The following is a 22,533-nucleotide window of genomic DNA, read 5'->3' as shown; positions in this document are numbered from 1 at the left end:
CCCTGCAAACATTGGTCACCGTGTGCCCCCGATCGCAGTATTCAGGCCGTCGCTGCCCCATTTGTTGAACGGATACAAGAACCAACCCACGGCCCCCACCACCTCCGAACGATTGACAGTCCTGGCGCAGTCACTGCCCGCGGATGCACTCCGGCAGGCTGTCACCGAATCATCGGAGTTGGAACGGTGGTCTCCCAAAACCAGGTACTGGTCCTCCCCCAGCCGGACCGGCCCGAAGCAGCGCGGCGAGTCCACCGCCGTCGTGCAGTCAAGGCTCCCCACATCAAACGGGAGGTCCTGGAAGACGTAAGGCTCTGCAATCGCCTGTCCATTGACCGTGACCTGCCCGCTTGCATCGCAGCACTCTACGGTGTCCCCGGGCAGCCCGATGACCCGCTTCACCAGGTATTCCGTGTTGCCAGGCCCAATGCCGCTCACCTCCCCAAACCAGCCGACGGCGGTGCGCAGGGGTCCGTGCTCGGGTGCCGGTCCCCACATGGCGGGTTTCCGGAAGACGACGACGTCCCCGCGCTCGGGCGCGGCGAATGCGTACGCGGTCCTGTTCACCAAGACGCGGTCGCCCACGTTGAGTGTCTGTTCCATGGACCCGGAAGGCACGCTGTAGACCTTGAGGAAAAATCCTTGCACCAGGGACACCAGGACCAGCGCAAGGACAGCATGGAACCATGGCGATCGCAAGACCCGTCGACGGCGGGTGGCCGCGGTCGACGTCACGGAACTCATGGCTGTGGACCCTGAAGGCGGACCAGAAGGCCCGCATCAGCAAAGGCGGCAAGAATATCGACGACGGCGGCGTCCAGGCTCTGCTCCGGCGGCGCTCCGAACTCCAGTTCCACCTCCCGCAGGATCGCCTCGAAAGCAAGACCGTGGCACAGAGCCCGCCATACCAGAGGCCCAACTCCGTCCAGGATGTGTACCACGCGGTTTGCGTCGAGGACGGCAGTTTGACCGCCGGCCTCCACGGCATCCAGCACAAGCGAGGGCACGAAGGATTCATCCGCAAACGGATTCCGCACGCGGGCATTCTCCTCCGGCAACACAGCTGTCCAGGCGCCAGGCTCTGCCCTCGACAGTAGTGCGGGGATGAGAGGCAGGACCTGTGAGGCGTCCCGGTAGCTCACCTGCTGGATCGCGCCGCTGCGGTCCACGTGCCGGGCAATGGTCTGCAGGGGCCTGTCCATGTCAGCCAGGTAACTGGCCTCCGGGACGATCGCCGCCAAGGCCTCGCAAAGTCCCAGAGTGGTGATTTCCGGCCGGCCGACGAATTCGTCCTTGCGGGCAACCACCACCAGGCCGGCAAGGCGCAGCGGCGCGTCCGGCAGTTCCCGAAGGCCCAAGGCCGACGGCGCCAACTGCTCCTTGCAAGCCTCACCGGCCCGGACAACGGACAGCGGTTTGCGGTAGGGGTGGACGGTGCCGTCCGCTTCTATCCCAACGGTTTCATCGGTGACGTAGCCATAGTCAGTGCCCAGAGTGCGCGCCAAGGTGGTTTTGCCCTTGCCGGAAGGGCCAATGAAGGCAAGAACCCTGCCGGATTCATCCGCAATACCAGCGGCGTGCAACATCAACAGACGGCCGCGTTTGGACTCGATGGCAGCGAGGGTGGCGTAGGTGGAGAGTTCTGCGACGGAGTTGGCTGTCTCTTCATCCGCGGGAAACCGCCACACGAGCTCCGCGACGGGGTCCTCTCCGGCGGGGTCCTCTCCGCTGCGTCCGGATTCGGCGTCACGCCAGGGATCCCTGAATTGGCCCAACCTCGGTCCGTCAAATTGGTGCTCCGAAAAGTCCATGCGAATCCGGACCGGGCTACCCAAGGCATCGATCGTAATGTCACCGGTTTGCAAATATCCCACCCATAAAAATCATCAGCCGGTTCCGCAAGCTAAGCAGCCTTGTTAAATTCCGCACGGGAGAATCCAACGTCCGTGATCAGGACGCACGAAAACGCGTCAGCCTAATTGCTGACGCGTTTCCGCTTGAAAAGTCCGTCAAAGAAACTTTAGAGAAGACCCGCACCTACAGGCACGGAAATTGTCCCGCTGGCGGTAAGGGTCCTGGTACCAAAGTCAACCGTAATGGTCACGGGGAATGTGGCCAACAGGCTGATGGCAACACCAGTGCTGGTACCCGCAAGACCAAAAACGATCGGGATATTCAATGTGCCGTTGCTTGCAACACTGATGTTCTGCGTGGTGGTAAAGGTGGTGGTCGGCATGCCGAACTGGCCGATGATCGGCGCGCTCTGGTACGTGGTTGTACGCTGGCCGGCGGTGGTGTTGACCCCGTCGTAGGAGTAGACACCGAAGCCGCGGGCACGGCCAACTGGAATGTTGATACCCGCCGGACGGGCAACCGTCACAGTGATGGTTGCGGTCTGGTTGATGGCACCCGCGCCGTTGGTCAGGGTGAGCTGGGTGGGAACGGTGGTGAGGGCGGTCGCCGTGAGGGTGCCACCGCCGTCGAGCAGGTTAAGTGTCAGCAGCCCGGTCTGATTGCCGGTAACGGCCAGGGCTGCGTTGTTCACGGAGGCTACTGCCGCAGGCGCTGCAACAGCTGCCGCGATGACCGGGACGGACCAAGCTGCGCCCTTGACCACTGCACGGCGCGAGTGCGGCTTTGAGACCGTAAGTTCGTCGCTCATAGTTCTTCTTTCAGCTAAGGATGAAAACCATCGGTTGGAATCCAGCACGCGCCGAGTTCCCCCATCTGGCATAGAGACTACCCACGGTTTTTGGGCCCAAATGCCCAGATCCGGCCTTTGCGCGCAGATTGTCGCTGAATGGTCCAAGGTCTGCACGGAATGTCCTCAGGGCTGCCATTCAGCGACTTTTGGCCCCCTATTGGTCCCTTCCACGGCGTTCCCGCAGGTCCGAGGGTCCACAGCCGTACAATTCGTCGAGCGTCCGCCGGAGGGCCGCCGTCGTACCGAAGCCCGTCTGCTCGGCGATCTGCTGGACGCTCAGAACGTCATACCGGGCATCCGTGAGCAGCGTTCGGGCAAGCCGTCCACGCTGCCTCCTGATCTCGGCCGCGATGGAGTTGCCAACCTCCGCAAAGGCGGCCTGGACCCTGCGCAACGAAGACTGCACGGCCCTGGCCACAGCGTCCGGATTGAAGTCCCTGTCCGCGCAGCGCTGCGCGATGACGGCCATGGCTTGATCCCTCAGCACCGACGTCACGGACGTGGAATTCCAGGAAACCCCGCAGTGGTCCAGCAGGAGGCTCCCCGTCAATTCCAGCAGGATCTGTTCCGTTGCATAAGACTCGATGGCAGAGCCATCGCGGGATGGCTGCTCCAACACAGCGCCGACGAAAGCCTCAGCTGCGGCATCGAGCCTGGACCCCATCGGGGTGACAACCACGCTGTCCAGGGCATGCGGCACGAACGTCTCCGCCGCGGCCCGCTGAATGGAGATCCGCTTGGCCTCGCCCTCCCCCACGAAGGGCGACGCCAGCTCCTGCCCGCCGGGAACAATGACCACCGTTCCCCCACCTTGGATCAAGGCACCCGAGCCTGGATCGCGGACCACACCCGAGGTGACGAAATAGATATTCACATGGTCCGCCGAATCGGTTGGATCAAACCGCGCCAAGTCGCCGGAAATCGAACCAAGGGAAACGGCACCGAATATACACTCCGGGTGTTCCCTTGGCCTCCCGCGAACGGTCCCGGTGTTTGCCACATCCGGTTCGAGAAAGTCAGTATCCTGCATTGTCATAAATCCCCCATCCCACCGCTCGGTGAGTCGCCCCTATAGAACTGCACGTTACGATATTCGTGACGCAGTTCAAGAACCGCGTTCTTTTTTGTGTCGAGGTCACACATCTGCAGGGGGACAATTTTTATGGAGCTGACGGACTATTGGAAGGTCCTCCGGGCGCATTGGATATCCGTTATCGCAATCACGGTCTTGGGTGGAATAGTTGCCTTCGGGTGGACCCTGACCCAAGCGAAGGTGTACAGCGCAGATGCCAGCGGCATCATTTCCGTTGGTGTGAACAAGGACCTCGGAACGGCCATGGCGGGCGAGACCTACTCCAAGTCGCGGGCGAAGTCCTACATGGATGTTGCCAAGTCCCGATCCGTGGCCGAAACGGTAATTCAGGAACTCGGCCTCCAAAACACCTCTCCCGAGCAACTGATCGCGCGCGTGTCAGTCCAGAACCCCCAGGACACGGCAACCCTCAAATTCACCGCGCAGGCGGGCTCGCCTGAGACTGCCCGCGATCTGGCCGAAGCATGGGTGGGCGCGGTCGGCAAGCAAGTGGACCAGTTGGAGAAGGGCGGAGCCAACAGCACCGACACCTCGATTGTCAGCTTCCGCTCCCTCGATGCTGCTCAGGTGCCAACGTCACCCACGTCCCCGAACACCCGCCTCGCTTTGGTGATTGGCTTGGTGGCCGGTCTGGTTGTTGCCATTGCGTACGCCTTGCTGCGCAATATTTTCGACCGCCGCGTCCGCTCCGCCGTGCGCCTGGAATCCGAAACCGGCGTTGCCGTCATCGGCACGGTGCCCTTCCACAAGAACTTCGATGGCTCCAACCGCATCGTTTTGTCCCAGGGCGGCAACGACCTGGAGAACAAGAACCACCAGGACTACGCCGTGGCCGAGGCCATCCGGGAACTGCGGACCAACCTGCAGTTCATGGACGTGGACAATCCCCCGCGCATCATCGTTGTCACCTCCGCACTGCCCGGAGAGGGAAAAACCACGGTCATCGCCAACCTTGCCCAGACCATCGCGGCCTCGGGTCAGAGGGTGGTTGTGGTGGACGGCGACCTCCGCCGCCCCAAGCTGGCCATGACCTTCGGGCTCCTCACCAACGTCGGCCTGACGGACGTGCTCATTGGCCGCGCAACGCTCAACGACGTGCTGCAGCCCTGGGGCGAAAGCGGCGATTTGTTTGTCCTAGGTGCCGGTTCAGTGCCGCCCAATCCCAGCGAGCTTCTCGGTTCCAACGTCATGCACACGCTGCTGGAGGACCTCGCACGGCACGCGATCGTGCTGGTGGATGCACCTCCGCTGTTGCCAGTGACCGACGCCGCCATCCTCACGGCCCGCACGGACGGCGCCATTGTGGTCAGCCGGGCCGGCAAGACCACGTACGACCAGCTCAAGCGGGCCCTCCAGAACCTGGACCGCGTCAAGGGACGCCCCTTGGGCCTCATCATCAACGGCGTTTCCCGCAAATCCTCCAAAGGCGAGGACTACGGCTACCAGTACTACACGTATTACAACCGCAAGGAAGCCGGCAGCGAGTCCGCCAACGCAAACCACGTTCCGGCGTCGGAGTCGCAGCCCTTGGCTCCTACGGACCACGTACCCCTGGAGGGCCAACGCCGCGGCCGACGTCGCGAAAGCACCCCCGCACTGTGACGGCGTTCAAAGCCGGCGCCCAGCCGCCGTCGTCGATCCTGGCCGTCTGCACCGGCAATATTTGCCGCTCGCCGCTGGCCGAACAGTTGATCCGTGCCCGGCTGGCCAAGGCCGGAATCGGGAACTTCTCCGTAGGCAGCGCGGGACTGCACGCCGCGGTCGGCGCCCCCATGGAGCCACTCCCCGCGGCCCTCTCCAAGGAGTACGGCGGCTATCCCTCCGGCTCGTTCGGCAGGCAGATCACCGAGGAGTCCGTTGCCGCAGAACTGGTTCTGACCATGACCCGCAAGCAGCGTGACGAACTGGTTAAGAGGTTTCCCGGCGCAGCCCAGCGGACCTTCACCATGGCCGAATTCGTGCGCGCTGCGGGGTCGCTGCCCGTGACGGTTAGCCAGCCTGCCGCACCAAGCTGGGCAGCCGTGACGGGTGCCGGTGCGGATTCCGCCGTCGCGCGCCTGGTGCGGCGAACCGCCGCCGTCAGGTCAACGGCCGGGTTGAACGATGCGGACGATATCCCCGACCCCATCAATGCCACGGAGGCCGTACACCGCGAGGTGGGCCACCGCATCGCCGGGTACAGCGACGACATTGTGGCGATCCTTGGCAGGCATCTCTAGCGGGCTCGGAGCCACCTCGCCACCAGCGCACCAATGACGGCCCCGGCCGTGTTGGCGATGACATCAGACAAAGCCGTCACCCGGCCCGGGATCAGCAGCTGGGTGAGTTCAATTAACGTGGAAGTCGCGGCACCGAGCAGCAGGATGCGCCACCAAGTCCAACGGCTTGGCCACAGGAACCGGACCAGCCCGCCGAACGGGACGAACATGACGATGTTGGAGACGAACTCGACGGCTGCGGCCGCGTCCTTGAACGGCAGGCCCAACGCCGCTAGCCAACCAGCGATGATGCCAACGAAGCCGGTGACTGTGCTCGCTTCCTTCGATGGAAGGAAAACCACCAAGGCCAAAGCCACCAGATAGGCGGCGAATGCTGCCTGCAGCCACCTTTGCCCGCGGCGGGTGGCGGAGTCCTCGGCGGTGGTCATTCGACCAGCCTACTTGGCCGTGTGAAAGTACTGCTCGAGCTCAGAGCAACCTCGCTCTCTCTCGGCTTCACCCGGTCAAATATTGTCTGCGAATGGATTTATCCTTGAGGGATGGGAATTGGGGACCACAAGACGCTCGCCCAGGGAAGCATGGCGAGCAAAGAAACACTGAAGAGTCGCGCACACATCGCGGCTCGTTTTTCTGCCCTGATGCGCACCCCGAAATTTTACGAGGCTGCCAGCGAAGTCATGCCTGTTGACTCCCAGGGTGAGTACTCGGTGATTGTGGCCGACCCGTCCGAGTCAGCCGTCGTGACTATTCATCGAATGGAGCAACTCCACGAACAGGCACTGACGCTGGTGACGATATTGGATGCTCGAGTCAATGTGACATTCTTCCGGGTAGCTCGTAAGTCTTCGTCATCTGAGGCTCCCGTTGCAGGCAACACTCAAGAGACTGTTGACGTTACCGGTGGCATGACCGTCGAGGATTGGCTCCTGGCGATTGATGTCTTCGGGGAAGGAAAACCATTCACGCTCTCAGGGAGTGAGTTCGCGTCTGAGCTGACGTCGATGAGTATGAGCGCCAGCTAAGCTCGGCCGGGATTCACCAATCCACGACGCGTCACGCGCCCGGACCATCGAACGTCGCGCTCGTACTCCCCTGCGGCACCACCACATGGACTGCGTTCCGTTGCACACCGAAATCCGTCGGGGTTTCGGTGGCGATCTCGCCGTCGAGGTTCACTGACAGCGGCGGCTCGGTGACCAGCCGGACGTTTCGGGTCTCCAGATGGTAGACGCGATCGTGGTCTATGAAGCTTCCGTCCTTCAGCAGCCGCGCGATTTTCACATGCTCCCGGAGCGGCGCCGCGAGGATGGCATAGATGTCCAGCGTGTGATCGTCGATCCCGGCCAAGGGCGAGACCGTGTTCCCGCCTCCGTAATGCCGGCCGTTTCCCACGGCCACCTGGAGTAGGTCCTCAAGCTCCAAGGTTTGGTGGTCCCCGTCGGGGAACTCCAGCCGCGCCCTGAACGGCTGGTGGCGCGCGTAGGCCTGCACCGTGGCAACGCCGTACGCCAGGGGGCCGATGTGCTTCTTCAAGCGTGGACTCAAAGCCTCCGTGACGCCCACCGAGAGACCAACGGATGCGACGTTGAGGAACGGCTGGCCATTGGCCCGCCCGAGGTCGATGTCCACGATTTTCCCGTCAGCCACCACCGCGCAGGCCTCAGCGAGACCGGTAGGTATCTCGAGCGTCCGGGCAAGGTCATTCGCGGTACCCAGTGGGAGGACTCCGAGTGCGATTTCCGTCCCGGCAAGCAGCCCCGCCGCGTAGCTCACCGTGCCGTCACCACCGCCGACCACCACAAGGTCGTGCCCCTCCGCGACCACGCGTTCAAGTGCTGCCCCCAGGTCCGCGCCGGAGGTAACGGCATGCGCGGCAGAAACGGGCAGCCCCGCCTGCCGCAGCAGGTCCACGGCAGGCCCACTGGCGGCGGCACCACGGCGTGAGCCCGCATTGATCACGACGGCGGCAGAGCGTACGTCCCGGGCAAAAGTCATGTGGTCCATGGTAGGTGGATGGACCTTGGAGAAGCCTGCGTACCGGCTGGACGGCCTACTGCCTGACCCAGGTGCCGCAGCCGTGCGTGGTGAATTTCTGTCCCCGGCTCAATTCCACCGAGGGGTAGCCGCTGGTGACGGCCCCCATGGTGCTGTCGCTTCCGCCGCCAGGCCTGGTGATCCGCCAGTAGCACGCATCGGTGACTTCCTCGACCGTCCTGTACAGGCCTGGCGCTATGTCTTCACCCACCAGCCACACGCCTTCAACGATGCTGCTGCTCGCAGCGCTCGGCGCGGAGACCGCCGTCGAACTCCGTCGCGACTCCACCCCGGCGGCGACGCCTCCAAGGACCAGTGCCGCGGCCCCGGCTATCGCAACTGCGGCTGCGGCTTTCGTGCCGCGGAGCGCAGCCCAAGAGGCCCGCTTGAACACGAGCGAGTAGAGCCCAGTGATCACCGCGGCCAGGCCGAGGAAGATCAGGATGGCCTCGCCGTTGCCAAGGACGGCACTGACCAAGGCAACGACGGCCAGGATCGAACCCGTAACCCAGAATGACGGCCCAAAGGCCCTGCCCCCACTCGGCGGGTAAGGCGCCGGAGCGGTGACGGACCCAGGAAACGAGTACGACGGCGGCACGGGCGCCGAATAGCCCTGGTAAGGAAAAGGCTGCTGCGCATACTGCGGTGGTTGGTAGTACTGCGGCACGGGCGGCGGGAACGACGGCGGCGCGAAAGTTTGGGGGTGGAACGGCGGCGGTCCCACGGGTTGCGTCGGCGGACGGCCTTGGACCGCTTCGTTCGTCTCGTTGGTCACTGAACCCCCATGAATGTCCCGGACGCGACGCCGCGCCGTCGCTACAGTAACACCGCTGCGGTTGTCCGCTATCCTCAATCTCAGCCACGCCCAGTTGGCACTCTCTGGTTTGGAACAAACACCGCCCCGGTGCTGAACCCTTACGTTCCTTGGGGGAACCATAATGTCATCCGCCTCCACTGCCGCAGGCCGCAGGCGCTCCGCCCTTCCCGGCGTGGCCTTGGCTGCAACGGGAGCCCTCCTGATGTCCTCCTGCACGGTCCTGCCGCTGCCCGGGCTGCCGGCGGCAACACCAACCACACAGGCCCCGAGCCAGACGGCGGAGGCCCGGAGCACCGAGACTGCTGCGGTGGTGTGGGAAAAGCCCCTGAGTGCAATCGGCCAGCCCGTGGTGCAGGATGGCGTGGCCTTGGTATATGCCAAAGCTTCCGCCGGGGTGGAGGCCCACGCTTACTCTGTCAAGGATGGCAAGGAGCTCTGGACCCAGCCGGTTCACCCGGGGTTCGATTCGCCTGCCGAACCCCTCGAGCCGGCTGTAACCCGGACTGCCTCAGGGAAGAGTGCAGCGATCTTCCTGCAAGCTGCCACAGCCCCGGCGAATGCAAGCGGCACCGACTGGTGGACCAGTCCTGTGGCAGTCGATCTCACTACGGGCAAGGAGATATATCGCGGAAGACCGGAACTGGTCAGCACGCGCCCCTTTGCCTGCGACGACATCGAAGACATGTGCTTCATCGCCTATGACGAGACAGCGACGACGCTGGAGCATTGGGTGGACCTCGATGCAGGCGAAGAGTTTGCCGGTCCCGACGTCAACCCCCTCAACGGGAACTTCAGGCCAGTGGGCAAGGAACTCTACTCAACGGAGGAGGGCGGCGTCGAGAAGCTTGCCCATGTTGCCTACGGCGAGGTCCTGTGGGAGGTCGATCTGGAGACGGTGTTCGGCAAGGGCGCCACCACTGACATGGGAGGGCATTTCGCCTACTCGGAGAAACTTGACTTGTACGTCGGGTCCGTTGGGTACAGCCCGGCCAGCGGCAATTCTTCCGACTTGAGTGGCACGTCCATGGCCTTGAATCTTCGAGACATCAACAAGACTGTCGGATTCCGGGCCTCCAGCGGGCGCGTGTTGTGGGTTTCAGAGGGCTCCCAGATCATGTGCGCCCAAACGATGGGTACGGAAGCCACCAAGCTGCAAGGTGGCGAGGCCTTGCCGGTGAGATGCGAGTACACGGAAGGCACCGTTGAATATCCGTCAGGCAAGTACGTCGGGTCCAAAGGAAAGCTGGCAGGCTACGATCCCCTGACTGGCCTTACAGTTTGGGAGACCAAACCCGTAGAAGTCACTTGGTACAGGCAGGCTTTCCTGCCTGCGGCCAACCACGGAGAAGCGGTCATCGCCGGCACATTTTGGGATTCAAACATGGTGGATACGCGAACCGGCAAGTACAAGTCCTCCACAACGTTTGAGGACGTGTTCGTCTGTCTGGAAGAGACCACCTACGCGCTGCCACCCGGCGGCCCATACAAGGACTTCGGCGGGACGGGCGCTGGATCGGTCACGGCCTTCCCGTGCACCAAGGGCGGCACTCCTGTCCCGTCATTCACCTATGGCGCGCTCACCGACGTCGACACCATGGACGACGGGATCGCCGTCATCTCACTGGAAGGCAAAGTGGCCGGCTACAGGCTCCTGAAGGACTTCACGTAGGAACCACGCTCAGCTCACCAGCATAGAGAATGGTGCCCCTCGGCGTCAGCTGGCGGCAGCGGCGTCGTCGTTTCCTGCGGGAAGCAGCATGGTAAAGGTGCTCCCTTCCCCGGGCACGCTGCTGCAGGTGATTCTGCCCCCGTGACGTTCGACGATGGACTTGGTAATGAAAAGCCCAAGGCCGACTCCGGGAATCGCTGCCTGCCTGGCGCTGTCTGACCGGAAAAAGCGCGTGAAGATCTTGGCAGTCTCGTCGGGAGTCATGCCGATTCCGGTATCGCGCACTTCAAGATGGATCCAGTCGTCGTTGCGGGCCGCCAACACCTTGATGCGGCCGCCACCCGGCGAATACTTGATCGCGTTGGAGATGAGATTGTCCAGTGCCTGGCCCAGCCGCAATGGGTCTGCATCAGCCCAAAGGGGTGACGGCACGTCGGCAACCAAGCCAACATTGGCGGCGTCGGCCTGCGCATGTGCGGACACGAGGCTGTTTTCCACCAAACCTGCCACGTCTGTTCGCCGCAAATAGACACTTTCGACGGCGGCGGAAGACAACAGCAGGTCCTGCACCAACGCGTGGAGCCGCCCCGCATTCCGCTCTGCCACTTCCATATGGCGTTTTGCTCCTGCCGGGACGTCTTCATCGCCGTGGAGGGCCAGGTCCAAATTGCCCAGTATCGATGTCAACGGGGACCCAAATTCGTGGGAGACGTTGGCCAACAATTCGTCCTTGGCTGCGAGGGCATCGACCACGTCAGTGACATCGCGGAAAACAATCACGGCTCCCCCGAAGCCGTCGTCTGCCGCGCGCTTCATGCTTCGTGCAGCCGTAGAGATGGCCCGCTGTTCCGTGCCGGAACCGAACCAGACAAGGTAATCGGAAAAGGTCTCGCCATGGATCGCACGCTCTATGGGGCGCTTATCCGGCGGCAAGGGTGTCAGCTTGTCCAAGCCATAGATGAGGCTTTCATCGTCACCGGGCGGAACGGATTCCGCCAGACGGAGAAATTCCTTTTGTTGGTTATTGGTCAAGAGGGTTTTGCCCCTTGAATCCACCGCCACAATACCGACGTCGATAGTGTCCAGAATGGTCTCAAGCAGCATCTCCCGGTCCCTGCTCTCCGCGAGCAATTGCCGGAGGGCCTGATCCCGTTCGCCCACGCGCCGTTGCTGGATCCGGGCATTGGAACCGGAAAGCCTGATGGTCACTGCCACGGCCAAGAGCAGCAAAGGCAGCACTGCCACCGAGAAAATGTCTGCAGCGGTGGGTTTGGGCAGGTGGGAAATGAACGCCGGGAGCGATATCACCAGGGGGCCTGCAAAGCTGATGGCCAGGCTTGTCCTTACGCGAAGTGCGGAAGCGGACAGCCAGATCACTGGGAAAAGGGCCAACACCGCCAGACCGGGCAAAACCCCATATGATCCGCTCCGCGTAAACGTCAGTGCCACCAGGTCCAGGATGGGAATCGCAAGGCTTGCGTTGGTCGGCAGCCGCTCCCACGGCACCAGGAAGCAACCCAAAAACAACATGCCGTGCAGGAGCAGCCCGATGATCAGCAACCAGTTTTGGAAGAGTGTGGGCCAAAGTCCATGCGATGCCACGATCAATCCCGTGACAACCAGCGTCAAAGGCAATTCACAGACTGCAACTTTTGCCCTCGGCGTCAGTTTCCTGAAGACGCGGACGGCAGTCCGCAGAAATGGTTGCTCAGTCAAGGCAGGACACGCCGGAGGAGGATGGACACGGACCAATTACTATCAGGGGCCGTTTCCCGCTGGCAATAGCGCCGGACGGTCGGACCGCGGGAAATGGGCTTTGACGTTGAGATCGGCGCATATTGCACATATTAGGTGCAATATAACTTCAACGCTTGTATCGTACGTATTGAGGTGACGCTTTCCGTATTGCGCTGGGCTTACGGTGGTGCGCGCCGACTCGAGGATATTCAATGAACGAGCCTGGGGTTGCTGTAGTCATTGAGGATGACGAGGACGTCCGGAACTTGGTGGGCGCCATCCTGAAGGAAGCCGGATTTGTGGTGCACTCTGCCGCCACCGGACGCGAAGGCGTGGAGGTCGTACGGGATCATCACGCCGTAGCCGTGACGCTGGATGTCGGGCTTCCGGACATGGACGGCCATGAGGTCCTGAGACGGATCAGGCAGTTCAGTGACGCCTACGTGGTGATGCTCACCGCCCGACGCGACGAGCCCGATACCCTGACGGCATTTCTGACGGGTGCGGACGATTACGTCAAGAAACCATTTCTGCCCCGCGAGTTAAGAGCCAGGGTCGCTGCGATGATGCGGCGCCCACGCGTGGTGTCCGGGCAATCCTCGCCTGCGGCCCACGGCAATTCCGACCGGTCGGGCGTGCCCAGCCATGCGTCCATTGAACACAACGGCCTGACCTTGAACTACAAGTCCCGCACCGTTGACCTCGATGGTACGGCGTTGGCCTTGACCCGAAGCGAGTTCGACCTTCTGCTCGATTTGCTGCGCAACCCAGGGGAAGTCAGGACGAGGTCTGATCTTGTCCGCGCGGCCCGCGGTGACTACTACGACGACGACGCCTATATCAGTGAGGCTGATGAACGGGCCGTTGAGACCCACATCGGCAATCTCCGCCGAAAGCTCCGTGAAGATTCACAATCTCCGCGCTTTTTACAGACGGTTCGGGGAGTTGGCTACGCCCTCGTTCCCAAAAAGACGGATTAGGCAGCCGGGTCCGGTTCCGGAGTTGCATTCCTCAGGACGTAGCTTTCCTTCAGTTCATTGACCGTGCGCTGGCCACAATCGGCAATGTCATTCAACAACGAGCTGGCCTGGCGTAGATCACCGTTGTTCATGTGCTCTTCCAGTCGCGCTGCATAAACTGCCAGGCGAACGCCACCCACCATGGCGGACGAGGTCCTGAGGCTAAGGATGGCGTCCAGGGCCGCGGGCAGGTCCCCACGCTCGACGGCGGAGACGAGGGTTTGGTACCTTGCCCCCCACAGCTTCACGAAGTCCCGCGCAAATTCACGTGCGATCCGCGGATTGTCCAGTTGGTCTTCGAGCAGTTGGAATTGTGCGAGGTCCAGTATCGGATCAACCGAAAACGAGCCTCCTTGCGCCCACCCAGAGCCGTCCGCCACGCCCGCAGCACCCAAGGCTGCTGCCACGTTGGCATCATGGAAATCTGAACTGGACATAACTCGATGGTACGTCCTGAATTCGGACTTAAACCGATCTTGCGCTGATCTTGAGCAAATCCTAAGCCCCTCCTGATTTCGCTGGGATTACTTCCTTCGTCAAATGCTGAATTGCTCAGTTGCCGCTCAGGGTCACTATTGCGTTGATGGCGGCGGGCCCCAGGATGGCAATGAACAAGACCGGGAAGATGAAGAACAACAAGGGGAAGAGAATCATTACCGGAAGCTTCATCGCTTTCTCTTCTGCCCGTTGCCGGCGTTTCACCCTCATCACCTTCGCCTGGACCCGCAACACCCGGCTGATGGCAATACCGTAGGTGTCCGCCTGGATGACTGCCTGGACAAAGCTCCGGAGTTCAGGAACGTTGGTGCGTTGGGCCAATGCCAGGTAGGCCTCCCGGCGACTGCGTCCAACCTGCATGTCCTGGAGCGTGCGTACAATCTCCTCCGCCAAGGGCCCCTTGCCGTTCTCCCCGGCTCGGGCCATCGCGCCTTCGAAACCGAGGCCGGCCTCCACCGAAATCAACATTTGGTCCATGGTGTTGGCAAGTTCCAACTGGATAGTCTTCTGCCGTTCCTGCCCCTTGCTGTAAAGCATGAGATCGGGGATGAAGTAGCCCAGCAGGACAACGAATATTCCTACCAGCTTGATGATCCCGCTCGAACTGCTTGTGGTGATGAGCAACCCGAAAAGCGCCCCACATAGTCCGAGTGCAGGTTTCGCAGCCAAGACGCGGCCCAGGGGAAGCGACGGCGGGCGTCCGGCCAGTGACAGCAGCCTGTCAAGCTTCTGCGCGTAGCTTCCCGGGGTGAGCTTGTAGCCGACGCGCTCCAACAGGCCGGCCCGGCTCTGCTCCGCGACTTCGGCGGCAACGTGGCCACGGGTAAGGAGTTCCCGAACGGCGCGCGGGGTCTTGCGGTCGACAGCAAGCAGCGACCACGCGAAATAGGCGCCCGGCAGGGGTACCAGCAGCAGCGACATGAAAAGGAAGGGATGCACGGTGCGCCTCAGAACTTCAAGTTAATGATTTTGCGCATCCACAGGCCACCGATGGTCATCAGGATGACCGACAACGCGATCAGCCCCCAACCGATGGGGTGCGTGAACATCACGTTCATGTAGCCCGGGTTGACCACCATGAGCATCAGCACGATGCCCACGGGAAGGGCCATCAGGATATAGGCCGAGAACTTGCCCTCCGCCGCCAGGGACTTGATGTGTCCCTTGATCTCGCTGCGCTCGCGGATGGTCTCATTGACCTGGTCGAGCACCTCGGCGAGGTTTCCGCCCACTTCCCGGTTGATCTGGATCGCCTGCCCAATCCAGACGAAATCCTCGCTCCGCATACGCTCGGCTGTATCGCTCAGCGAGGCCTGCAAATCGCGGCCAAGGCTGGTCTCGGTGATGACGCGGCGCATTTCCTCGGCTGTAGGGCTCTCGGATTCCGCAGCCGCCGCATCAATTGCCCGGAGTATGCTGTGGCCGGCCCGCAATCCCCCGGAAAGAAGCTGCAGGGTATCGCCCAGCTGATCCTCGAATTTGTCACGCCGTTTTCCGGCCCGGACTTTGAGAACGAGGTGGGCCACCAAAGGCGCAGGAACGCTGAAGAGAATGGCTACAAGGACGCCGCCGACAACAAGGCCGATCAGTGCGCCAACAAAGCCGCCTGCAATGACGAGCACCACAAAATCGGCTTGGCCCATCCGCACGCCTGCATTATCAAGTGTTTCGCGGTTGAACAGCCGGACGTTGCGGCGGGTCAGGAAGCCATGAAGGGCCTCTGTGGTGGACCCGGTAAGCCTCGTCAGCCCGGAGCCCGAAACTGCTTGGTACGGTCGACGCCGCTCCAGTGGGACTTCAGGGGTTTTCGGAAGAACCACGGCAACGCCAAAGGCGACGATGGCTGACAGCATCAGGGCCAAACCGGCAATCAACATCATGGCGCGATCAAGTCCTCGAAGTGGTGGTCAGTGGGGCTGCAAAAACCTCGGCCGGAACCCGGATTCCCACGTCCTCGAAGCGGTCGATGAAACGCGGACGGATGCCGGTGGATACCGGACGGCCGAGGAACCTGCCGTGATCATCGACCCCCGCCGAATAATCGAAGACGAAAGCGTCCTGGAGGGTGACGATGTCGCCTTCCATGCCTTGAACCTCCGTAACGTGGGTGATACGGCGTGTCCCGTCGCGAAGGCGGGAAATTTGGATGATGAGGTTTACTGCGGACGCTATCTGTTCACGAATAGCACGCAACGGCAGGTCCATTCCGGCCATGAGGACCAAGGTCTCCAACCGGGCCACGGCGTCCCTGGGGGAATTTGAGTGCACCGTGGAAAGCGAGCCGTCGTGACCGGTATTCATGGCCTGCAGCATGTCCAGCGACTCTCCACCACGGACCTCGCCCACCACGATCCTGTCCGGACGCATCCGCAGGGAGTTCCGGAGCAGGTCCCGGATGGTGACCTCGCCCTTACCCTCGGTATTGGGCGGCCGGCTTTCGAGCCTGACGACGTGTTGCTGCTGGATCTGAAGCTCTACTGCATCCTCAATGGTCACTATTCGGTTGTCCTCCGGAATGAAGGATGACAAGACGTTCAGCAGCGTGGTCTTGCCGGTTCCCGTACCACCGGAAACGATGATGTTCAGCTTTGCTTTAACGCATGCATCAAGGAGTTCGGCCATCTGGGGGGTGAGCGTCCCAAAGTCGATCAGGTTCCGGACCGTCAAGGGCACCTTGCTGAACTTACGGATGGTCAGGGAGGAACCCCCGACGGCCAAGGGAGGAATCACGGCGTTGACGCGCGAACCGTCTTCCAAGCGCGCATCAACCAGCGGGGATGACTCGTCGATCCGACGCCCCACCCTGGAAACAATGCGTTCAATGACCCTTCGGAGATGGTCCTCGGAGCTGAAAACCGACTCCGTGAGCGTCAGTTTGCCTCGCCGCTCGACGTAAATCTGGTCCATTCTGTTGACCATGATTTCGGTGATGTCCGGGTCATCCAACAGGCGCTGCAGTGGCCCGTAGCCCAGGACGTCGTCTGCCACGTCCGCAACCAGGCGGCTGCGCTCCTCCGGAGAAAGCGGGACCTGTTCGGCGTCGATGATCCGGGTGAGCTCTTCCCGGGCGGCGCTCCGCAACTCCAGTTCGCTCAGCGACGAGTCGTTGAACCGAGCACCCAAGCGCTCGAACAAGGCCGTTGCGGCGCGCCTCTTGAGCGCGGCGAAGACGTCCACCGGTTGCTGGGCCCTTGGCCTCGGCGCATCAGGAAAGTCTGCCGTTTTGATGTGCGGATGCGCCACAACGGAGGCCTTCGTCTGGAGCTCCGGCGTAGCCTGCTGTATGGCCTGCGCAAAAGTTGGCTTGCCCGAGGAGGTGCCGTTGGTTCCCTGGTGGTCCTCCGGCGTCGAAGTCAACGCCACGTCCTCGGCGTCGTGCAGGCGCTCGGAAAGCTTCACTGGACTACCACCCTCCTGTGGAGTTTCCGCTGCGTCGTGTTCCGCCATTCGGGGTTGAAGCGCTGCACCAACTGGTTGAAGCCCTTGACCGCCGGGTCCTTGGTTGACTCCTGGAGCACCGGGATTCCCCGGTTGGTGGAAAGTGCCACGGCCTTGGACCGTGGGATACTCACATCAACCGGGGCGCCGACAGTTGATTCAACATCCTGGACCGACAGCCCCACCTTGGAATCAGCCATGTTGATCACCACGTGACGGGCCTCCGGCAGGAGGTTAAGCCTGCGCAGAATGTCCAGGCCAGAACGGAGGCCGCGAACGCCGGGAACATCCATGCCTGTAACCCAGACGGCATCCGTGCAGTGTTCCAGGGCGGCAAGTCCGATCTCAGGAAGCCCTGGAGCCGTATCCACAATGACGTACCGGAACTGTTCGGCAAGCTGCTCCAGCAGCCGGCCCACCTGCTCCGGGGTAATACCGTCGGCTTCAACGGGATTCTTGGGCGCGCACACGGCATAGATGCTCGCCGGATGGACCGTGAGGAATGCCTTGAGCACCAGCGAGTCCTGGCTGGCAGTCGGAGAGACGGCGTCCGTAACCGTATGTTCCGGATTGAGGTACAGCGCGGAGGCAACATCACCGAACTGCAGATCAAGATCCACGATCACCACGCTCATGGGCGCGATCTTGCCGAGTCCCACTGCAATGTTGGTGGCAATCGTCGTTTTGCCCACGCCTCCTTTCGGAGAAAAGACGCCGATGACCGTTCCCCTGGGTGCGCCGGATTGCTGGAGTTCCATTGTTCGGTGGCGGGTAGCGAATGACTGGCACGCACGTTCCAGGGTCACCCGGATCTCGGCCACATCCACCGTTGGCCGCATGATGTCGCGGATCCCGGATCGCATCGCTTGGAGGATGAAGTCCGGGTCGGGTTCGCTGACAAGGAGCACGCTCAGTTCCGGCAATTGCACGGTGAGTACCGTGGCCAGGCGCAAGGCTTCGTCCACGGGCACCTCCGGGCCCAAAATGAGCACCTCCATGGGTTCCTGGTTGATGGCGCCGAAGAGCTCGGCCGGGTCGACGGGGAGGATGTTGGTGAAGAAGGTCTGCACGCTACCGGGGAGCCCCCCGGCAACGGCCTGGCGCAGGCGCTGATCGAAATCCGCGTTGGGAGTAATCAGGACGAACCGGCTCACTTGTATACCTCGCTCCTTTGGATGATCCGAGGGCCGTTCTCCTGGGCATCAAGTGGCTCCTTGCTCAACCAGATCTTGGCGAACTCGGAAGCGAAGACGATCTTGGACGCGTCCACGTCGCTTACTGCCACGGTCAGGAGAAGCGATCCGGTGGGGAGCGCCGTGTCCTTGGGATCAGCTGCCGTGGACCCCGGGGTGGGGCTCGAAGACGGTTGGGCCTCCGATGACTCGGGAGCACGCTGGACAGCGGTCACCAGGACCTTGTGGATGGTCAGCTCGGTGGTTTCCTTGTCCGGCTTTGCCTCGATTCCGCCGCTGGCCATGGAGATGAAGATCCCCACGTGGTCGCCCGGCACCAATCGACCGCCTGCCACCCTTTGCGGCTCCAGTTGAAACGAGACTTCCTGCAGCCCGGCAGGCACTTTGACCTCCCCGCTGGCTTGCAGGGCCTCCGGCGCGATCAGGCGCTCGGCTACCAACGGCTCCCCCGGAACGAGGTCCACTGCTGCGACTTTGCCGGAGGAATCGCCCAGCGTGCGCAGCGCAGTGGCAGGAACAGCGGACGCCGGAAGCTGTTGGGCAGTCACGGAATTCTTCATGACTTCAACGGGAGTGCCCGCAGGAATCGGTGCCTTGACCATCAGGACATCCACAGGGGCAAGGTTTTGAACGGCCCTTTGGTCTGCCCCCTGGGCGTACGCGAAGACGAGGATCACTCCGACGATGGCCAGCAGGGCCGCTACCGAGCCGGCCACGAGGCGTGATTTCACTGCTGCTCCTGTGCTGATGAAGGGAAAAGTGCTATTTGGTCAGGCGGACGATGGTGGCCCCGTAGGCATTCACGGGGCCAAGCGTGTAGCCGTCGGCAAGCGAGACGTACTTGACGAAAGTCCCGACGATTCCGCGGCAGTTTCCATTGCACGAAAGCGCGGACGAAACATAAGGACTCGCGTTACGGAAGGTGTCCGGCAGGCTGGAGTTGCCGCTGAACTTCCAGCCGCTGACTTTGAAGGCGGCGAAGGACACCAAGTGGTAAATGGCCCCGCTTCCCGTGCCCGTCACGGCATTGAAGATGGGAAGCAGGACAATGACGTCCTGGCCGGCGTTGATACTGGCTGCCCATTTTTGAAGTGTGCTTGCGCAGTTGTTGGGGACACTGTTGCCGGGTGCACTGCCGCCCTCGTTGACGGAGAGGTCGATGTAGCCGCCGCAGGAACCCGGATTCTGGACGGTCCAACCGAAGCCACCTTCCACGGCGGCACCCGAAGGCCCGTAGTTGCAGCTGGGGTTCGCACCGCTGCCGTGGGCCTGCAGAAGCTGCGGGCTTCCGCCAACCTGTCCCTGCACCTGGCAAATCGAAAATGTGAGCGGGAATGGCGTAGTGCCGGTCAAGGGGCTGCCCCATTGGACGGTGGACGAGGTAAGGACGTCAGCCGAGTTGATACCGAGGGCACGCGCAAACACCAGGGACACCGAGTTCGGGCTTCCGCCGGCCTGTTGGGAGCCGGCAGTAACAGTCACCTTCCGGTTGGTCAGATCCAGGTTGACTGCGCTGATGTTGCCCTGGCCGTCGATGGAGTTCTTGTTGGCGAGGTCCTTCGCGATCTGCGAGGTGGCCGAACAGTTGGGGTCACTGGTACTCACGGCGCACTTCTGTGCCACGGCCAGCGCCGCAGCATCGGATCCGTTCTGTACTTGGGCCCTTTCGGAATACAGCATTCCGGCATCCACGGCAAGGGCAGCAAATCCGAGCAACACCACCAGGATCAGCGCCACGAAAACGGCGACGGCACCACGCTCATCGTTTCCGTGGACTCTCATCCGCCGCATTGCATGGCTCCCACGCCTTCCATCGCGAACGGCCCTGCGATCCCGGTGAGTGTCTTCAGTGTGTATTTGATGGTCACTGACATCTGGGCGCCGGAGGTGCAGCTCGATGCGCTGAAGGTGAAGTTCGTATCAAGCAACTTGGGGTTCAAGGAAACGGCCGCGCTCTTGGCGGCCGTCCGTGCGGCCGTCGAATCGTTCGAGATTGCCATCACCCGCGCGCCCTCGCGGGCCGCGTTCGAAAGCGAGACCTGCGCGTTGTAGGCCCGTCCGAATTCCATGATTCCAAGAACGAGAAGGACCAGTACGGGTACCAGCAGAGCGAATTCGACTGCAACAGCACCCCGTTCTGAATCCCTGTTCATGGAAGTGCCTTTCGTGGGCCGGCCAAGTGTGATCGATGGAAGAAGAGGACCGGGTGGATGGCATGTACGCATCCACCCGACCTCAACGGGCCGTCTTACTTCGAGCAGCTGCCCTCGACAGCCGGGGTGGAACCAGACGCGGGAGCCGACGCGGTCCACGCGCCGCCCTTGATGGTGCAGGCGGAACTCTTGAACGTCTCGACGAGTGTGTTACCGAGGAGGCTGACGGCGACGATGATGACCACTGCGATGAGGGCAACCATGATGCCGTATTCGACGGCGGTGGCGCCGGTCTCGTCACGACGGCCACGGGCAGCGATGTTGGAGAGGTAGACAAGCATGTGAAACTCCTGAGCGAGTTGGGGATTTGGGCTGGCCCGATACCAGCTCCCTAACAACGTAGCAACGGAAAATACCCCGTAGCGGAGTCCTTGGAACATCCTGCGGAAAGGCTCTGGAAGCTGCGCTGGTCCTGCGCAAATCCTCGGAATTGGCCACCGTTTTCCACACCAAAAAGGCCGCGCCAATTGTGGCACGGCCTTTCTTTTGTGGGTCCTGATTCAGCGGTTCAGGGGCTCAGCCCATCGCGGCAGCCGTGACCGGTGGCAGGGAGAATTGTTTCCGTGCCCACCGCGCCAGCTTCTTGCCTTTGCCCTTCCACCAGTTGTCTTCGTCTTTGTCGTGGTGCAAGCGGAAGATGATCACCACCAGCACGGCGACGCTCATGATGACGTTCAGCCACGAGGACATGACCGCTTCGGCCAAGGTACTGACTCCCATGACCAGGATCGAAGGAATGGCCAACGTCCTGAAGATGGTGCTTGCCACGAAGCGGCGGTGCGAGCGGCGCACGGACAGTGCTCGCACCATGTCGAAGCACAGGCAAACCACCACCAGTGTTTGACCCAGCGACATGAGGATCAGCCCGGGCAACGAGCCCGCGAACATCGCCGCGGATTCCACCCCGGCGCTCATCGGAGATCCTCCGTCACTGCTACATCACGATCGCTGTATTCACGCATTTGAATAACTCCCCCAGACCAGAAAATTCATTTGAGAACCATTGGTCTCCATTGAATCCTGCGCGCGGGAAGCCGGTCACGAGTAGTCAGTACTCGAATGCGCGGAAGGGGCCTACTTGGTTGGCACGCGTGTACTCAGTCCCGGTCCACCGTTCGGTGCCGCACCACAGCACGTCAGGATTGCAGAGCCTGACACATCTCTACTGGCCTTCCAAGTCAATGATCTCTACCACGCGCAGCAGCGCGTCAGGATTCATCGTCCGATCAGCATCCCGGAGCGCTTCGAAGTATGCTTTCGATTCCACAATCGGTTCCCAGTCGAAGATGTATTGGGACGTCAGTCCGTAGAGCAGCAGGTCAGCACAGAGCCGAGTGATTCTGCCGTTGCCGTCGACAAATGGATGGATCATCACGAGCCGATGGTGCGCGGCCATGGCGATCCAAAAGGGGTCCACGTCGTGTTCAATCCAGTAGGCGATGTTGCCTAGTTCCTCAGGCAATCTTTGCCTGATTGCTTCCGGGGCCACACCGATGGAGAGTTCCCTGTCCCGGATCTTGCCCGCCCACTTCCACACGTCCGAATAGCAGGCCTGATGCATCTCGAGGAGCGTCTCGTAATTACATAGATCGATCGCGGAAATAGTGCCATCTGCGATCGCAGTCAGCATCTCCGACTCCACGGCCGAGATACCTTCAGCCTCCGCTTGGTAGACGTCATGTTTGGTTGCAAAAGTGGTGCCGTCCACGAAGGCTGCGGCCTCGTCAGCATCCACTGGAGTGCTCTGATACTGGGGATTCATTCTCCAGCTGTGCCCTGTACTTTCCGGCGACGTTCGACGGATCGGGCCACGACGCTGACTACTAAGGACTTTGAGGCGCGCGTCGGTCTAACATTCAACTTGGAAGCCAGGTTCCGGCCTTCAACCGCCATCGAAGC

General features: G+C 61.8%; 24 protein-coding genes. 5 read left to right on the top strand and 19 right to left on the bottom strand.

Annotation, left to right across the window (positions count from 1 at the left end; genetic code table 11):
• Positions 1 to 15: 15 nt before the first annotated feature.
• The 4 genes from lepB to ACFVSJ_RS15500 all read right to left on the bottom strand — a co-directional run bounded on the left by lepB (position 16) and on the right by ACFVSJ_RS15500 (position 3,578).
• Positions 16 to 744, bottom strand: coding sequence for a signal peptidase I (gene lepB / locus ACFVSJ_RS15515; protein WP_387437775.1), 729 nt, complete (start codon positions 742 to 744; stop codon positions 16 to 18).
• Positions 741 to 1,775 carry a hypothetical protein gene (locus tag ACFVSJ_RS15510; RefSeq protein ID WP_387437774.1) on the bottom strand — a complete coding sequence of 345 codons (1,035 nt, stop codon included), beginning with the start codon at positions 1,773 to 1,775 and terminating at the stop codon, positions 741 to 743. The genes lepB and ACFVSJ_RS15510 overlap by 4 nt, the downstream gene beginning before the upstream one ends.
• Positions 1,776 to 2,020: 245 nt before the next feature.
• Positions 2,021 to 2,662 (bottom strand): hypothetical protein, encoded by a 642-nt coding sequence (locus tag ACFVSJ_RS15505; protein WP_387437772.1) that lies wholly within the window; start codon positions 2,660 to 2,662, stop codon positions 2,021 to 2,023.
• 196 nt (positions 2,663 to 2,858) lie between these two features.
• Positions 2,859 to 3,578 carry a helix-turn-helix domain-containing protein gene (locus ACFVSJ_RS15500; protein WP_387437771.1) on the bottom strand — a complete coding sequence of 240 codons (720 nt, stop codon included), beginning with the start codon at positions 3,576 to 3,578 and terminating at the stop codon, positions 2,859 to 2,861.
• A 288-nt stretch (positions 3,579 to 3,866) separates the two neighbouring features.
• On the opposite strand from ACFVSJ_RS15500, the gene ACFVSJ_RS15495 reads away from it, so the two are divergent.
• Together ACFVSJ_RS15495 and ACFVSJ_RS15490 are read left to right on the top strand one after the other, a co-directional pair.
• Positions 3,867 to 5,399 carry a polysaccharide biosynthesis tyrosine autokinase gene (locus tag ACFVSJ_RS15495; protein WP_387437770.1) on the top strand — a complete coding sequence of 511 codons (1,533 nt, stop codon included), beginning with the start codon at positions 3,867 to 3,869 and terminating at the stop codon, positions 5,397 to 5,399.
• The gene (locus tag ACFVSJ_RS15490; protein WP_387437769.1) at positions 5,396 to 6,016 is read left to right on the top strand and encodes a low molecular weight phosphatase family protein; all 621 of its coding nucleotides are present in this window, start codon (positions 5,396 to 5,398) and stop codon (positions 6,014 to 6,016) included. Before ACFVSJ_RS15495 ends, ACFVSJ_RS15490 begins: the two co-directional genes overlap by 4 nt.
• On the opposite strand, the gene ACFVSJ_RS15485 is transcribed toward ACFVSJ_RS15490, so the two are convergent.
• On the bottom strand, positions 6,013 to 6,444 hold the full coding sequence (locus ACFVSJ_RS15485; protein WP_387437768.1) for a VanZ family protein: 432 nt from the start codon (positions 6,442 to 6,444) through the stop codon (positions 6,013 to 6,015). The two genes, ACFVSJ_RS15490 and ACFVSJ_RS15485, sit on opposite strands and share 4 nt — an antisense overlap.
• 111 nt (positions 6,445 to 6,555) lie before the next feature.
• Between ACFVSJ_RS15485 and ACFVSJ_RS15480 the strand changes: the two genes are divergently transcribed.
• Positions 6,556 to 7,038, top strand: coding sequence for a hypothetical protein (locus ACFVSJ_RS15480; protein WP_387437767.1), 483 nt, complete (start codon positions 6,556 to 6,558; stop codon positions 7,036 to 7,038).
• Positions 7,039 to 7,069: 31 nt separating this feature from the next.
• Here ACFVSJ_RS15480 and ACFVSJ_RS15475 read toward each other — a convergent pair whose 3' ends face one another.
• Together ACFVSJ_RS15475 and ACFVSJ_RS15470 are read right to left on the bottom strand one after the other, a co-directional pair.
• Positions 7,070 to 8,011 carry a lipid kinase gene (locus ACFVSJ_RS15475; RefSeq protein WP_387437766.1) on the bottom strand — a complete coding sequence of 314 codons (942 nt, stop codon included), beginning with the start codon at positions 8,009 to 8,011 and terminating at the stop codon, positions 7,070 to 7,072.
• Positions 8,012 to 8,066: 55 nt separating this feature from the next.
• Positions 8,067 to 8,825: a hypothetical protein gene (locus ACFVSJ_RS15470; protein WP_387437765.1), complete on the bottom strand. Its 759-nt coding sequence runs from the start codon at positions 8,823 to 8,825 to the stop codon at positions 8,067 to 8,069.
• Positions 8,826 to 8,988: 163 nt separating this feature from the next.
• Between ACFVSJ_RS15470 and ACFVSJ_RS15465 the strand changes: the two genes are divergently transcribed.
• Complete coding sequence (locus tag ACFVSJ_RS15465) at positions 8,989 to 10,536, top strand: PQQ-binding-like beta-propeller repeat protein (protein ID WP_387437764.1); 1,548 nt, start codon at positions 8,989 to 8,991, stop codon at positions 10,534 to 10,536.
• A 45-nt stretch (positions 10,537 to 10,581) separates the two neighbouring features.
• Here ACFVSJ_RS15465 and ACFVSJ_RS15460 read toward each other — a convergent pair whose 3' ends face one another.
• The gene (locus ACFVSJ_RS15460; protein ID WP_387437762.1) at positions 10,582 to 12,138 is read right to left on the bottom strand and encodes a sensor histidine kinase; all 1,557 of its coding nucleotides are present in this window, start codon (positions 12,136 to 12,138) and stop codon (positions 10,582 to 10,584) included.
• 347 nt (positions 12,139 to 12,485) lie between these two features.
• On the opposite strand from ACFVSJ_RS15460, the gene ACFVSJ_RS15455 reads away from it, so the two are divergent.
• Positions 12,486 to 13,253, top strand: coding sequence for a response regulator transcription factor (locus ACFVSJ_RS15455; protein WP_387437761.1), 768 nt, complete (start codon positions 12,486 to 12,488; stop codon positions 13,251 to 13,253).
• On the opposite strand, the gene ACFVSJ_RS15450 is transcribed toward ACFVSJ_RS15455, so the two are convergent.
• From ACFVSJ_RS15450 to ACFVSJ_RS15400, 11 genes are all read right to left on the bottom strand, one after another.
• The gene (locus tag ACFVSJ_RS15450) at positions 13,250 to 13,729 is read right to left on the bottom strand and encodes an Hpt domain-containing protein (RefSeq protein ID WP_387437760.1); all 480 of its coding nucleotides are present in this window, start codon (positions 13,727 to 13,729) and stop codon (positions 13,250 to 13,252) included. The two genes, ACFVSJ_RS15455 and ACFVSJ_RS15450, sit on opposite strands and share 4 nt — an antisense overlap.
• 115 nt (positions 13,730 to 13,844) lie before the next feature.
• Complete coding sequence (locus ACFVSJ_RS15445) at positions 13,845 to 14,729, bottom strand: type II secretion system F family protein (RefSeq protein ID WP_387437759.1); 885 nt, start codon at positions 14,727 to 14,729, stop codon at positions 13,845 to 13,847.
• 8 nt (positions 14,730 to 14,737) lie between these two features.
• Positions 14,738 to 15,670 carry a type II secretion system F family protein gene (locus ACFVSJ_RS15440; protein WP_387437758.1) on the bottom strand — a complete coding sequence of 311 codons (933 nt, stop codon included), beginning with the start codon at positions 15,668 to 15,670 and terminating at the stop codon, positions 14,738 to 14,740.
• 7 nt (positions 15,671 to 15,677) lie between these two features.
• Positions 15,678 to 17,018 carry a CpaF family protein gene (locus ACFVSJ_RS15435; protein WP_387437898.1) on the bottom strand — a complete coding sequence of 447 codons (1,341 nt, stop codon included), beginning with the start codon at positions 17,016 to 17,018 and terminating at the stop codon, positions 15,678 to 15,680.
• A 167-nt stretch (positions 17,019 to 17,185) separates the two neighbouring features.
• Positions 17,186 to 18,382, bottom strand: coding sequence for a CpaE family protein (locus tag ACFVSJ_RS15430; RefSeq protein WP_387437756.1), 1,197 nt, complete (start codon positions 18,380 to 18,382; stop codon positions 17,186 to 17,188).
• Positions 18,379 to 19,152, bottom strand: coding sequence for a Flp pilus assembly protein CpaB (locus tag ACFVSJ_RS15425; protein ID WP_387437755.1), 774 nt, complete (start codon positions 19,150 to 19,152; stop codon positions 18,379 to 18,381). The genes ACFVSJ_RS15430 and ACFVSJ_RS15425 overlap by 4 nt, the downstream gene beginning before the upstream one ends.
• Before the next feature lie 31 nt (positions 19,153 to 19,183).
• Positions 19,184 to 20,203: a pilus assembly protein TadG-related protein gene (locus tag ACFVSJ_RS15420; protein WP_387437754.1), complete on the bottom strand. Its 1,020-nt coding sequence runs from the start codon at positions 20,201 to 20,203 to the stop codon at positions 19,184 to 19,186.
• Entirely contained in the window at positions 20,200 to 20,574 is a 375-nt protein-coding gene (locus tag ACFVSJ_RS15415) for a TadE/TadG family type IV pilus assembly protein (protein ID WP_387437753.1), read from the bottom strand. The genes ACFVSJ_RS15420 and ACFVSJ_RS15415 overlap by 4 nt, the downstream gene beginning before the upstream one ends.
• Before the next feature lie 95 nt (positions 20,575 to 20,669).
• Positions 20,670 to 20,915: a Flp family type IVb pilin gene (locus tag ACFVSJ_RS15410; protein WP_387437752.1), complete on the bottom strand. Its 246-nt coding sequence runs from the start codon at positions 20,913 to 20,915 to the stop codon at positions 20,670 to 20,672.
• Between the two features lie 235 nt (positions 20,916 to 21,150).
• Positions 21,151 to 21,549: a hypothetical protein gene (locus ACFVSJ_RS15405; RefSeq protein WP_387437751.1), complete on the bottom strand. Its 399-nt coding sequence runs from the start codon at positions 21,547 to 21,549 to the stop codon at positions 21,151 to 21,153.
• 247 nt (positions 21,550 to 21,796) lie between these two features.
• Positions 21,797 to 22,396 (bottom strand): Fic family protein, encoded by a 600-nt coding sequence (locus tag ACFVSJ_RS15400; protein ID WP_387437749.1) that lies wholly within the window; start codon positions 22,394 to 22,396, stop codon positions 21,797 to 21,799.
• Between the last annotated feature and the right edge of the window lie 137 nt (positions 22,397 to 22,533).

The organism is Paenarthrobacter sp. NPDC058040 (genome assembly GCF_042885775.1).
Classification (GTDB): Bacteria; Actinomycetota; Actinomycetes; order Actinomycetales; family Micrococcaceae; genus Arthrobacter.
Note: the sequence above shows the minus strand (reverse complement) of the source record. Positions and strands in the feature narration are given on the sequence as shown.